At 37.3% G+C, this 15,163-nt stretch carries 7 protein-coding genes; 1 reads left to right on the plus strand and 6 read right to left on the minus strand.

Annotated elements, in window-relative coordinates; translation table 11 throughout:
* Nucleotides 1–43 precede the first annotated feature (43 nt).
* From AC1RNE_RS21910 to AC1RNE_RS21935, 6 genes are all read right to left on the minus strand, one after another.
* Nucleotides 44–1,342: a glycoside hydrolase gene (locus AC1RNE_RS21910; RefSeq protein ID WP_492804186.1), complete on the minus strand. Its 1,299-nt coding sequence runs from the start codon at nucleotides 1,340–1,342 to the stop codon at nucleotides 44–46.
* Nucleotides 1,343–1,477: 135 nt separating this feature from the next.
* Nucleotides 1,478–3,022 carry a glucuronyl esterase domain-containing protein gene (locus AC1RNE_RS21915; RefSeq protein ID WP_492804188.1) on the minus strand — a complete coding sequence of 515 codons (1,545 nt, stop codon included), beginning with the start codon at nucleotides 3,020–3,022 and terminating at the stop codon, nucleotides 1,478–1,480.
* A gap of 25 nt (nucleotides 3,023–3,047) precedes the next feature.
* On the minus strand, nucleotides 3,048–4,976 hold the full coding sequence (locus AC1RNE_RS21920) for a sialate O-acetylesterase (protein ID WP_492804189.1): 1,929 nt from the start codon (nucleotides 4,974–4,976) through the stop codon (nucleotides 3,048–3,050).
* 67 nt (nucleotides 4,977–5,043) lie between these two features.
* Nucleotides 5,044–7,599, minus strand: a complete 2,556-nt coding sequence (locus tag AC1RNE_RS21925) for a glycosyl hydrolase 115 family protein (protein WP_492804191.1) — start codon at nucleotides 7,597–7,599, stop codon at nucleotides 5,044–5,046.
* 62 nt (nucleotides 7,600–7,661) lie between these two features.
* Complete coding sequence (galB, locus tag AC1RNE_RS21930) at nucleotides 7,662–10,388, minus strand: beta-galactosidase GalB (RefSeq protein ID WP_492804193.1); 2,727 nt, start codon at nucleotides 10,386–10,388, stop codon at nucleotides 7,662–7,664.
* 288 nt (nucleotides 10,389–10,676) lie between these two features.
* Entirely contained in the window at nucleotides 10,677–10,823 is a 147-nt protein-coding gene (locus tag AC1RNE_RS21935; protein WP_492804195.1) for a hypothetical protein, read from the minus strand.
* 1,085 nt (nucleotides 10,824–11,908) lie between these two features.
* Between AC1RNE_RS21935 and AC1RNE_RS21940 the strand changes: the two genes are divergently transcribed.
* The gene (locus AC1RNE_RS21940; protein WP_492804196.1) at nucleotides 11,909–15,151 is read left to right on the plus strand and encodes a SusC/RagA family TonB-linked outer membrane protein; all 3,243 of its coding nucleotides are present in this window, start codon (nucleotides 11,909–11,911) and stop codon (nucleotides 15,149–15,151) included.
* The last annotated feature ends 12 nt before the right edge of the window (nucleotides 15,152–15,163 follow it).

A 15,163-nucleotide genomic window follows, 5' to 3' on the forward strand; every position in this document is an offset into this window, starting at 1 on the left:
TTTGTTATTTTGATTAGCCTTTTACATTTTAAATAACGCTATCCTAATTGTTGATTACTATTGTAGTTATACTACTTGGAGCTACGTCTAATTCAATAATACTGCTTGTAACAGTCAAATTTCGCTTTGTTAAATTTTCTTTTTCTGTAGTAGTATAAGCAATCGCAGTAGTAGCAGATAATCCATTTAGCTGAACGTTTTTAACTGAAAAACTTTCAGGGTTTAGTATTACCACAACCGTCTGTGTCCCTTTTTTATAGGCTGTTATTTTTAAATAAGTATTCGTACTGAAATCAGTACCAATGCGAACAAACCCTGGGCGAACAAATTTTGAGAAATGCGAAAAGCCATATCCACGCTTAAGTACCTCTCCATTGGTAGTACCTTCTTCTCCATCTCCAATAAATGAATAATAGCGTTGTAAATACCACCAAATATAGGCATTCCAATTATTAGTCATTGCATCATGGACAGAAACAAGCATTTTCATGCTTTCAGCCCATTTGGCAGTTTCTGAATAAGTATTCCATTTAGCAGCCCCTGTATTTCCTGTATCCAGATTCAATAAAAATTCTGTCATCCAGATTTCTTTTTTCTTTTGCTCTGCCAAAGGGAACTTCGCTAAACCACCACCATAAAGGTGACCCGCCACGATGTCAAATTTTTGAGAAGCCTCTTCATTGGATAACAAAGCATTGGTCATGTTCTGGTTGAAATTCAAAGATTCTGGTGCGGCAACTTTAGCTCCAACAATCTCACCTGGTGCCTTCAAGAAATTAATCATGTCGTCGGCAGTCCAATCACATGATTCATAAGTAGCTTTCCAATCAGGTTCATTTTGAATAGAAACCACATCTACAGGAGCGCCGTTTTGAGTCATAAAAACGATAAATTCATTGATATAATCTTTAAATGCTTTGTAGTTTTCAGGTAATAGCCGCCCTCCTATATCGCTTTTATTACTCTTGAGTGCAGCGGGAGGCGACCAAGGACAAGCCAATACTTTTGTCCCATATTTTTTTGCCTCTTTTACAGCTTCCACAATAATAGGCCATTCATTTTTATTAGAAGATAATCTTACCCTGAAAATGCTAAGACCCAATTGGTTTTCATCCATCCCAAATGCTTTTGTGGCTTCCGTAGGTTTCAATGATTGCGTCCCCCACATTCTGTTTGCAGCACCAAACCCTGTGATTGTCTGATAGGTTGTCTGAGGATTTATATTAATTTTAAACGGTGTGGGCTTAACCACTACAGGATTGGCATCAACAGCTTTTTCACAAGAGGAACAGCTAACTATTAACGTGAATAAATAGAAAAAAGATTTGAACAAATTTTGCATAGTTATAGTAGGTTTATTTAATATACGACAATAAAGATTCTCACCAAGCCGTCTGAAATCAGCTTGATAATTCTTAAACGCCAAAGAATAATATAACCACTATTCATAAAAAATAGTGGTTACGATTGGGATATATTATTTAGTAACTCGTTCGTATTTTAACAGTTTACTTGCCCAAGGAATAAAAAACTGAAAGTTAGGAGCATCCGTATGACCGCCATTGTGTTGGCGCCAAGCTAATTCTCCGTCGAGTAAGCCAGAAAGTACGGGAGGCATATTTTCAGTGTTATAATCATTGCTTACCCCCAAATCTCTTGCCCCTAACAGCTTAAATACTGTTCCCGCCGCTATGGTAGCTTTATAACTCCCCATTTGATCAAGCCATTTAGCATCTCCTTTTTCTGGGATACCATAACTCACAAAAGTAGGACGTGGTGCACAAAGTGCAAGAAGTTCGTGCGAATCTACAGGAATATCACAACCTGTTTTACTCCCAAAAGAAGATTCAGCCGTAGCATATTTCAAGTAATTGCCAGCCAACCAATGATATCCTCCTGAATTAGCCAGACTTTCAACTGCTTCACCAAAAACTCGTCTTTGTAGTGTTACACCTCCTTTACCCGATGAGCCAATTAATCCTAAGCCGAAACGTTGGTCAAAAGCCATTGCTACTAAAGCTGCTTTTCCATATCTTGAAACACCTTCGATTCCTACTTGTTTGGCATTCACTAATGGTTCCGTTTCGAGGTAGTCTAGTGCTCTGGATGCACCCCAACCCCATGCTCTTAACGCACCCCAATCTTCTGGCTTTCTTGGTTGTCCTTTATTTACTAAACCAATAATTCCGCGGGTTAGTCCTGCCCCATTATCAGCCTGTATACTACCCGTTTCTAATGTACAATATCCCCAACCAGCCGCTAACAATTGCTCGGTAGGTGGAGAATCACCCGTGACTGGCGGTGCAAAGAAGCTAGGTGCGGGCAGTCTAGTAATAGGCGAATAAGCAGGATATTTATCAAAAATCTGCTTTAAATCTGGGTTGGCCTTTATCATCATTTCCTTAAAAGCCAGATTTATTTTCTCCATATCGCTCGGGATAGGCTGAGCAGGTGCTGGCAAAGTAGGAAAACCAAACATGATAAGTACTGGCACTGGACCTTTTACATTAGTCGGTAACACCACTACCATGTTGATATTTACATCAATCAAAGGATAGTCTGTATTATCTACATGACCAATCAGATGTTTAGCCACTACGGGAACACGTCCTACAAATTCGTTATCGGTAACTTTTACTGTCCAAATTACTTTAGGTACATTCTTAGGAATCCGCCCGTACATTTCTTTTTCAAAGTCTTCGGCTATTTCTGGGCGACGTTGATTCCACCACTCTGTGGGAGTAGTTATTTTTTTGCCATTTTTGGTCGTAAGAATATCTGGTAACAAAGGGCAAGGGTTGGCCAATTGCTCATCGTAATTAGCATGATTTGGGTCGGCTTCACTAGCACTTGGTCCTGGTCTTAGTTTTTTAATACCCAATTGCTGCATCATATTAGCTTGGTCTTGCTGTGCAGTAAATGTGGTAAGGGGCGGGTATTTGTTACTATCAATGATAGTCTGTTGCGATAAGCCTAAATAGCTTAGGCTCATAGCTCCAATAAATATTAAGTATTTTTTCATAGTATAGGAATGTTAAACGTAATGATTATTTATCGGTTCTGAATGGAGAGGCTGGTAGACCTTCTTTGTTATATAAATTAGGATTCACAGGATTATCAGCCCATGCGTATCGTACATACAAAGGTTTCGTTACTTCATCACTCCACACAATTATTTTATCTCCTTCAATTGTTGCTTTTGCCCATACGAATTTTTTATCTTCCCCTGCAATGGCAAAATCTCCCAGTTGTTCGCCATCATTGGTTGTTAAGCCCGTTCCTACATTTGTAAAGCTGATAACAATTTTATTGCCTTCTATTACAGAAGACTCAAACAAAGGCCCTGAACTAACTAAGTTTTCGTGATAGCCCAATTTCATGGCTGTTAGAGACAAGCGTTCGCCTACATCTTTTTTATTATCTGGATGAATATCGTTCCATTCACCAAGGTCAATGGCAACGGTCATCGCAGTATTAGGAACTGATAATGCTTTTAGCTGAGACTCCCTTAATAAAGCCCAACTACTTTCTGTAGGTAGATAGCTATATTCCATAAAATTAGGCAGTTGCACATACAAAAATGGTAGGGAATCCTGCATCCATTTAGTACGCCAGTCGTGAATTAAGGCAGGCAATAACTTTTCGTATGCTTGTGGCTGACCCGCATTGCTTTCTCCTTGATACCAACAAAAACCTTTAATCGCATAATTGATAGTTGGCGCAACCATGGCATTAAACAAAGCCGTTGGTTGATTTTGAGCATTGATTCCACCGCCCCAATTACCGCCGGTAGCAGGTTTATAGACTAATCCCACCTTGTATTGCCAATTACCTTTGAGGTCAACGGTATCTGACCCTGAAAAAATACAATATGGTTTGTCTGGTACAAATCCTCCTTTGCCAGCCGTATTGGTTACACGGATTACAAAAAGATTTTTGCCTGATTTTAATACATCTTTAGAGACTTTATACCTACGTTGTGGATAGAGATAGGAAGTACTGCCTATCCTCTTACCATTAATATACAGCTCGTCGGCATCTACGATTCTGCCTAAAAATACTTGCGCTTGCTTGCCTGTCATAGTAGCAGGAATATCTATTTCTCTTCTATACCATACTACGCCATTAAGGTCTTTTAATCCTTGGTCTTCCCAATATCCAGGAATGTTGATATTTCGCCAATGCTTAGGCGTATAAGTAGGTTCATACCATTTTGAAGAACCTGATAGGCCTTCGTCCACTACTTGTATTGGTTTATTGATGCTTACAGTTGGTCTTCGGTTCAAACTGTTGACATAGGAAGTATCCTTATTTTTCTCAATAATCCCTTTGATAGCCCCAAAATCTTTAAAGCCTTCTTCACTCATCCATGCTTCTATAGGTGTACCACCTACACTAGCATTGATAATTCCCACGGGCACTTTATATTTTTCATGTATTTTCTTAGCAAAAAAATAGGCAACTCCTGAAAAGGGTCTTACATCTTCACTCACTGCGGATTTCCATTGACCATCTGGAAGGTCGTTTTGAGCGCCTTGAAGATTAGTAAGAGTAGGTATCCAAAACTGTCTGATTTGTGGATAGTTGGCTTCAGCAATCTCTTTTGCATAGGTTACATCATGGATATTCAACTGATGAACCATATTGCTTTGTCCGCTACAAAACCACACATCCCCAATAAGAATATCTTGTAACTTGATTTGAGTTTGTCCCACAATATCCATTGTAAATGGCCCACCAGCTTCCATAGCAGGTAAAACAATTTGCCAATTACCCTTAGCATCAGTGGTAGCTTTGTAATTCTTATTTTTAAACTTTACGGTAATTTTCTCGTTAGGAGATGCCCATCCCCATATTTTCAGGTTGGTATTCCGTTGAAGTATCATTCCGTTGCTAATTAATTTCGGCAATCGGAGTTGTGCCTGAGCTACCAAGCTCATCACAGCCATTAAACAAAAGAGAATTGTTTTTTTCATAATAAAATTTCAATGCTAGTGTCTAGCATAAAAGGTTCTCAAACTTTTAAATCAGAGAATCCGTAGGTTATTTTTTAGTGTTATTATTTAATGTTTCTTCAGGGCCAAGGTAACTTTGTGCTATACCTCCAAAATCAGCCACTAACTTTTGTAATACTACTCCTGGCGTTACCAACCAGAATTTCAAGGTATGCTTTCCTGCACTAGCGATATTATGCTTACTGGTTTTAATAATAATATTTTCTGATACCCATTTATTCCATATTCCCTTATCACTTGTTTTATCTTCTTTGTTTAAACTAATGATTTGAGGAACCTCGTCATCTACAGAAACTGCGTATTGTAACCCATTCTCATCTCCATTAAAATTTAGACTAGGAGAAAAATAGGCATCTATCGCAAAATCTCCCTTGCTATAAGTATAGATTTCGTATTCCAAACGAGGGGCATTGCCTTCTGGCTGTTGTTCTTTCCCAACTACTGGGAAAGCAGTAATAGCCGACCCTGTTCTGCCGTGGTCAGGAAGAATCGTCCATTTTATGCCATTTGTATTGATTGTTTTTGAATAATGATTAGCATCAATAGACACCCCTCTTTGCTCATCTTGGTAAAAAATATTGCCTTTTAGTCCTGTAGGAATCTGGGCTTTTTTTACGGTTTTAACCCCCAAGTCCTTTTGTTCTGCCACTGAATCCGCTAATACATACTTCACTGTTGGTATTTTCTGTTTAACTGGTTGTTGCCAGTAAGTATATCCAATGTGCGTCTGGCTCATCATGTGGTTCCACTTGCCGTTATTCAATTGGTGGTATGCGAGCGTAATTAATGAATCATTTGCATACAGTTGCTTTACTTTATCGGCATAAATATTAGCTACTTTCCATTTATTACTAGCTGCTCTTTTGTTCAATGCCACATTATAATACATTTCATTGAGATTGGCACAAGCTTTTATAGGGTGCAATACTAGTTGAAAATAAGCATCATGATATTCAGAAGGTAATTGTTTGTTGATGGTTTCAGCCTTTTTTAGCAAGTCATTATATTCCGTTACAATCTTTTTCCACTCATTATTATTCAGACTATACGTATCAGCATCAAGTAGCTCTGGCTTTCTTCTGCTGTTATACTTGGCATATTGATTCATTAAATAGGCAATTTCTTGCGCTTGTTTTTTTCCAAATTGCGCTTCAGCCCATGTTGAACTATACTTTTGTAGGTCGTTCGCATTAATCTTTTCTGGATTCCACGCATAATTTAAAAAGAACGAAATCGGAAATTCCATTGGTTTTATATCTCCCACATTTACAATCCATATATCCTTTACGTTATGTTCCCAAGCTAAGTGCATCTGTTCCCAAATACGTGGAAGTGGGTTAGTATTCAACCATTTATAATTTCTAGGACCACCTACATAATCAAAATGATAATAAATACCATAGCCTCCTTTTCTAGGTTTATCTTCTAATTTTGGTAGTCTACGTATATTACCCCAGTTATCATCACAAAGTAAAAGGGTTACGTCGTCTGGGACGCTCATGCCTTTTTCATAATACTCTTGAACTTCTTTGTATAATGCCCATAGTTGTGGGGTTTCGCTAGCGGGCTTGCCAGTTTCTTCGCTAATGATATTCCTTTGGTCTTTCACTATTCGTTCCAACAGGGCTGTAGCAGTTTCTCGAGACATTGGTTCATCGCCATCACCCCTCATACCAATGCTTACTATTTTCTCATTTGATGCCCTTTGTATTCCTTCTCGCCAAAACTGCTGTAGCTTATCTTTGTTGGTTTCGTAGTTCCAAGCTCCTTTTCCAACTCTTCGCCATTCGTCATGCGCACGCATCAATGGTTCATGATGTGAAGTACCAATAACAATCCCATATTGATCCGCCATTTTTATATTCAGTGAATCATCGGCATAAAAGGCATTGCCCCACATGGCTGGCCATAAGTAGTTTGCTTTTGAACGAAGCAACAATTCAAATACTTTTTCATAAAATGCATGATTAAAGCCTCCAAATTTTTCTTTAGTCCAGCTTGATAAAGCAGGAGCTTCGTCGTTGATAAAAATACCTCTGTATTTTACCTTTGGAGCATCAATAATCCTGATACCTGTTTTGATATAAACATCTTTTTGTTTTTTGACAGATACGTCTGCCCACCAATACCAAGGCGAAACGCCTATCTGTTTAGAAAGTTCAAATACGCCATAAGCCACTCCACGACGGTCGTTTCCTGCAATAACAAGCATATTGGTCCCTAATGCTGGATGATTGACTGACTGTATTAGTGACGCTTCCCATTGATTTTTAAGGGCATTGGCGTCTATTTTCTTTTGTAAAATCAGTTCCTTGATAAAAGATGATTGATGTATCGTACCGATTACAATGACATTTTTATGCGTTTTATCGACTGCATTAATAATAGGGATTTTTTTGCCTATTACTAATGCGATGTCTTGTTGCAAAAGTTCTGCTGATTTTTTTACAAGCGCTACTTCAGCATTATCAACATAGATGGCTGATGTAGAAATAGCAAAAGAAGATTTGTCAACAGTAATACTTTGAGATAGTCCTGATATGGAAACAAGGAAAAATAAGGCAATGAATAATTTTATTTTCATTTATCTTTTTGAAATAATTAAATAGAGATTGATTTGTAATTAATAGTAATACATTCAGATAATTACGGCATTTTTATGATTATTTGTGCACTGGTTAATCCTTCTGATTTAGCAGTAATAATCATTTCACCCGATTGATTTGGTTTTGCTCGGACAATCACTAATGCTAAACCGCTGAATACTTTCCGCTTTGGGGAATTAAACGAAACTAAATCAGCTGGGTCTCCGTTGTCTGTAGCCACTAACTCGCCTGAGCCAGCAACTTCAAACTCAACCAGATTATCAGCATTAGGGATAGGCAAACCGTTCTCATCTAATACACGAAGGGTTATAAATGAAAGGTCTTTTCCGTCCGCCTTTATGATATTCCTATCTGCCACAAGTGCTAGTTTTGATGCCTTTCCTGTGGTTTTTACTGTATCGGTTGCCCACAATTGCCCTTTTTTATAAGTTACTACACGAAGTTCACCAGGTTGATATGCAACACTATCCCAGCGGAAACGATATTCCAATGTTCCTTTCTTTTTTCTACCTAATGATTGATTGTTTAAAAACAATTCTGCTTCATCAGCCGCAGAAAATACATGCACAGGCGTAATTTGTCCTATCCTATTCGGCCAGTTCCAATGGGGTAAGATATGCGCCATTTTGTAATCTGGTCGCCAACGCGATTGATACAGATAAAAACGGTCTTTCTTGAAACCTGCCAAATCTATAATACCTGAATAAGAGCTTCTGGCAGAATAATAGGGCGTTGGCTCTCCGATATAATCCCAACCCGACCATACAAATTCACCTGCTACATAGGGGTGTTGGTCTTGTGAAGAGAACACCTTATCGGGCGATGCCCCAAATGCTGCGGTATAAAGTTCATAAGCACTTACTTGCTGTAATTTCCCATTCCCCCCTACTCCTTCACTCACGGGAGCACTGTTACCTTCGAATACAGGAAACAGATAAGTTCCTCGGGTGCTAAGGGCAGAGGAAGTCTCACTACTAACAATTAACTTATTAGGAAATTGTTTTTGAAAGGCTGGATAAAGCGGTGAGGTTCTAATTCCTTTCAGGTGTTGATAGGCCAAGCCATCACGGATGCCTTCTCCTTGATAGTTCAGACTAAGTATGTCCATTTCTTTAGGGAATGGCATATCTGGTTTCGCATAATTCATTGACGCCGTAATGGGTCTTGAAAAATCTTCATCCTTTGCTATATCATATAATTTTTTACCAATTTTAGCACCCTCTTCTCCCGTATACTGCTCTCCTACTTCGTTGCCTACACTCCAAGCAATGATAGAAGGGTGATTTTTATCTCTTCTGATAAAAGCTCTTGTATCTGGTTCAAACCAATCTGGAAAAATCAAGTGGAAATCCAAGGGCGTTTTTTTGCGTTCCCATCCATCAAATATTTCGTCAATAACCAAGAAACCCATGCTGTCTGTCAAATCTAACAACTCAACAGCGGGCGGATTATGGGATAAACGAATAGCATTACATCCGAGTTCTCGCAAAATTTCGAGTTGCCTTTCTGCGGCTCTAGTATTGAAGGCAGCACCCAAAGCCCCTAAATCATGGTGTTGATTTACACCCTGTATGCGCACTGGAATATTATTCACTAACAGACCTTTAATAGGGTCAAAATTCAGAGAGCGTATACCAAACTGCGTTTGATATTCATCAATAACTTTTCCATTCGTATATAAACGAGTAATAGCGATGTATAAATTGGGTTTTTGAGCAGGTACTGGCCCCCAAAGTCTAGGTTTTTGTATGGTGACTGAGCCTTCTATTTTCTGATTACTTTCAGCCCCTACTTGTGCGACAGATTTAGTAAATGTTGCAATTTTAGCAGGAAGTCTTTTGAGCGTACTATCTAGCACATATATATCTGTAACCACCTCGACACGCTGAGTGGATTTTAATTGATTATCAATTTGTACTACCATATTTACCGTAGCGGATGCTACAGAAACATCTTTGGTGGTAACAAAAGTACCCCATTGCGCTACATGAACTGGCTTTACCTTGGTTAGCCATATATTCCGATAAATGCCCCCTCCTGGATACCAACGGGCAGAATTGGTAGGATTATCTAATCGTATCGCTATCTGATTATCTTGCCCCGTTTTTATATAAGGTGTTAAATCTAGTCGGAAAGAATTATACCCATAAGGCCAACCACCCACCAAATTTCCATTAAGCCAAACCATAGCGTATGACATTGCCCCATCGATATCTAGGTATATCATTTTACCTTTATCTGTTACAGGAATATTAATTTTTTTACGATACCATGCTACTCCTTGCACAGGTAGTCGCCCCATTCCACCGCCGACTATTGCATTGTCTTCTGTATAAAAAGGACCCTTGATAGCCCAGTCGTGAGGTACATCAATTTTTTCCCATTGCTTATCATCAAAGGTTGTTTGTACAAAAGGAAAATCCTTACCAGGATTACCATCAGGTCTTTTATGATGTTTACTTGGGTCTTTGATAAACGCATTTCCAGTGGGCAAAATCCACTTTTTTAAGACATCGTCTGAGGCTTTTACACTTTGCGATTCGGTTGGTTTAGCATCTGCTACGATATTATCATTACGGTCTGTCACCTCAGGGCGAAGATCATAAACAAGTTTATCAGGATTTGAGGTATAGCGCATAAAACGCCAGTCGTTATTAATATTTATTCGCTCACGGCTAGGAGCTTCTTGACGAACGCTCTGTGTAGTATTGGCAAAAGACTTTAAAATAGCAATATTCATCAAGATGAATATGTATACCGTTGTCATCGATAGATGAATATATGATACTCGCCGAGCAGGCATTATACAGTTGTAAAATTGCATGGATTCTATGTTTATCAATCTTTGTTAGATATTCCCAAAATCAATCAATTAAGATGGACGGGCTTCTATTTTAGTAGGTTTAAATATACGCTGATAAGCTATTTTATTGTTATTATTCAAAGTATAAATTTTGAATGCAATCAAATAGGTTAGGGAGAGAAGTGTTCATCTCTCCCTAACCTATTTTGTCAAATTATCAATAAATTATTGACAATCAATCTTCCATAAAAATTAATTATACCCTGGTTTTTGTTCAAGTACGGCACTTCTATTTCTTTCTATTTCGCTTTGTGGAATGGCCCAAAGATTGAAATTAGGATTCATATTTACGCCATAAAACGTATTATATTTGGTTACTCTTTCATATAGTTTACCCATACGCATTAAAGTAAGCATACTGATTGCCTAAGCCAAGATTAGCTTCTGCTCTAAGCAAATATGTTTCACATATACTGGTCTGTATAAGTACCTCCTGCTGATGCTTATAGGCTGAAAAATTGTGGCTTGTTATCCAACAAATTAAATTCCCAAATCAGGTTTATTCATAGCAAATATACAAATAAAAAAATTCTTGCAACCGATTGCATGAAATTTTAAAGAATAAATTGTTATTATTGAAGTTACATTTAGCATTATATCACCTTAAATAGTAGAATGATATTAAAAAAAGGAAAAATAGGCTCGCGACTACTTATTATAAATATGTAATCGGTTCAAATTAAATATTGACAACTATTTAAACGTCATGATTGTGTTTATTAGAAATTCACAGAAGTAGGAAAATACGTATTGCTGGAAATTTATGAGATGCCTGAAAAATGATAGGAGCATTTAAAAAATGCCCCTATTCATGATAATTTATAGCTTTGTTGGATAATTTAATATCCCAAAATGAGTCAATCGTCTATAAGACAGAATTAGGAATTCAAAGATTGAACATTTCTATCATAGACTGATATAATGTGTTTTGTAACCTAATCAATGCCTACTATTTTGTATTTACTTCTTCCCCTATCCCATCGAATCTTACCTAATCAATGTATTTGCTTACTTGTTTAACCAGCACAATAGAAAAAATTGTTTTTTTATAAAAAATTAAATAGATATAATCTTCTGACTTACAGACTATTATCTATTTATTTCAATATTTTATAAAAAATATCCCTTTTTCAAAGGTTACAAAAGGTTTATTGTACTTTCTATACATTTAAAATAACTATTTGGAGTCTAATGATAAATATACTTAGGTGTTTAATGTTTTATAAAGTTGCTTAATCGTTTAAATAATAAATAATGTTTGTATTAAATAGCTAACCATGTTGAGCATGAAAAAAGAAAAATAATACCATGAAAAACAAGCGACTAGTTCGCTGAATAATTTATGATTTCCCCTTACCAGTATTGGAAAACATCCTAAAAAAGGATGCAGGGAAGGTTTTTGCCAAAAAATTAAACAAAAAAGTATGAAAAACATGTTACAAATTAACAAACCATTTTTAACGGCCATTAGAGCGGGTTTTTATCAAATTCCTCTGGCTGTTATTCTTTTAATAACCAACAATGTATATGCATTGGAAGCTAGCAAAAAGCCTGATGCTTCCAAGATTATTGCATTATTTGCAGACCATACTGTTACGGGAAGAGTAGTGGATTCAGAAAAAGGTGAAGGAATTTCGGGTGTGAGTATTTCTATTAAAGGAAGTATCAAAGGAGGAGTTACAGACTCAAAAGGCAATTTTAGCATTAACCTTCCTGATGGTAACGCTACTTTAATATTTTCTTTTATTGGGTATGCCCCTCAAGAAGTTGCTGTAAACAAACGTACAGTGATTAACGTTAGCTTAATTGCAGATATCAAAGCCCTTGACGAAGTAGTGGTAGTAGGTTATGGTACTCAGAAAAAAGCTAATTTAACAGGAGCGGTAGAGCAAATTTCCAGTAAGGTTTTTGAAGACAGAGCAATCACAAATGTTGGGTTGGCTCTACAAGGACAAACCCCAGGATTAGTAGTAACCAGAAGCTCACCAAGACCGGGTAATGAAGGGCTTGCTTTTCAAATACGGGGGGCGTCTTCTATCAATGGGGGTTCTCCTTTGATAGTTATTGATGGTGTACCAGCCGTTAATTACTTTTCATTTCAGAACATGAATCCAGATGATATTGATAATATTAGTATATTAAAAGATGCTTCGGCAGCTGTTTATGGATCTAGAGCAGCAAATGGGGTTATTTTAGTAACCACTAAAAAAGGTAAAGGTAAGGTAAAAGTGGATTATAGCAGTAATTTACGTTTTACACAGAATGGTATTACGAATTATTCGGCATCATCACAGCAATATGCGACGATATGGCTAGCAGCCAATGCAGAAGAGAAAACACCTAACTGGTGGGCTTGGAGTACTAAAGAAAACATGGAAAAAATGGCCGCTGGTGTTGAGGGTATTTATCCAACAGCATTTTACGGAGACATATTTATAGGAAAGGGGAATCGTATTGATGAAATGTTTGCACGACGATTTTCATACCAACATAATTTAAGTATTTCTAATAGAACAGATATTTCTGGTTATCGTGTTTCACTTGCATTTGCTGATAACAAAGGGAATTTAGCAACGGCTTATGATGGTCAGAAACAGTATAATGCACGTTTTAACTATGATTATAAATTATCAGAAAGATTAAAGTTTGAAACGGGCATAAGTTTTATAAATGCTGTTACTCAAGCTCCTTCTGTAGGACTCGACGCATCCTTGTACGCTCAGGATATGCCTTTCTTTCCTGCCAAAAACCCTTATGGGCAATGGAACGCCAATTTTGGAATTATAGGGAACAGAAACTCTGCTGCCGCAACCTCAGATGGAGGAAGAGACAATAGGAAATCTTTGACCAGCAGACTTGATTTTAAAGCTACGCTCAATATCTTCAAAGGATTGGATTTAGAAGGACTAGCTTCTTTCCAGAAAGAAGACTTTAACCAAGAACGCTATGTTATTCCTGTTCAATTGTATGATTGGTATGGGAATAAATCTGTCGAAAACCTTTCTAGTACCGTTCAAAGTGCTTCCAATCCGGGATACTCATCAAGAGATTATACCTCTTTTTATCAGTATTATTCGGCTATGCTAAGATATAATGCAACTTTTGGGAGTATACACCATGTTTCGGCGGTTGCAGGTATTAATGCTGAGAAAACACAAATTCAAACATTATCTGGAACACGTGCTTTTTTTACTGATTTAGGAGTGTACGATTTAAATACTGCCGACCCTACTACATCATTCAATGGTGGCGGAAAATATCAGTTTGGAAATTACTCTTATTTAGCCACATTTAATTATGATTATGACGGAAAATATCTTGTTAAGGTTATTGGTCGCCATGATGGTGCGTCAAACTTTGCCCCTGGATATAAATTCAAAGATTTTGGTACGCTTGAATTAGGATGGGCATTTAGTAAAGAGAACTTCTTGAAGGATAATTTAGTATTGAGTTTCGGTAAACTTAGGTTTACTTCAGGTGTAGGTGGAAATTTTGCTGGCATTGGTAATTATGATTTTATATCAACCATTAGCTTAGGAACAACAGTATTTGGGCAGACTCCTGCCAATCAAACAAGTTCATCTTTGACAGGTGGTGGATTAGTAAATTTAAATAGAGAATGGGAAAGAGTATTTCATAAAGATATAGGTTTAGACCTTAATTTCTTTGATAACAAATTATCGTTCACTTATGATTATTTTATTAAAGACAACAAAGGAATGTTAACGCCTGTTATCTATCCCGCTGTATTGGGTGCTAGCGCTCCAAGTAGTAATAGTGGAGACTTTAATGCAGCTGGTTGGGAAACAACAATTACTTGGAAAGACCGCAAAAAAGATTTCTCTTATAACGTTTCTTTTAATATAGGTGATACTCGTAATAAACTCGTAAACAGACAAGGTGCTGATACTTATGGCGCAGGTAAAAATAATGTAAATGGATATCCATTAAACTCTTGGTTCTTGTTTCAAACTGATGGCTATTTTAAAAGTCAGGAAGAAATTGATGCTTATTATGCTGCAAATGCTGCTGGACAACAAGAGATGACTAGAGTAGTAAAAGGAACTGTTGCTGAATTACGCCCTGGTGATACTAGAAGACTTGATTTGAATGGCGACGGCATTATTACAGGCAATGGTAGCAAAACTAGCGACCTTAAGTATATGGGTGATGCCAACCCTCATTATATATACGGAATGAATCTAGGAATGTCTTATAAAGGGTTTGATTTTCAAGCTTTTTTCCAAGGAGTTGCTCAACAAAAAATTATGCGTTCGGGTTATTTAGCATTTCCATTTGCTGTACTTTCTACTAATCAGCCTACCAATTTCTTAGGGAAAACATGGACAGAAGCAAACCCTAATGCCGAATTCCCACGTTTGACGACCAATGTAGCTAGAGCAGGCTGGAACTACGCTTCCAATGATTTTATGTTGCAAAACAATGCTTATGTTCGTTTGAAAGCATTAACCATTGGATATACTATTCCAAAGAGTATTACAGATAGAGCTAAATTAGACAGGGTTAGAATATATTTCTCAGGCAATGATTTGTGGGAAGCAACAAAAATAAAAGATGGTTATGACCCAGAAATGGGAGAGACTTCTCAGAACTCAGGATATCCTTTTTATAGAACATTGTCTTTCGGTCTCAACATAAGCTTATAAGAAATTTATAAA

This window comes from Arcicella sp. GW822-FHT02H01 (assembly GCF_058802005.1).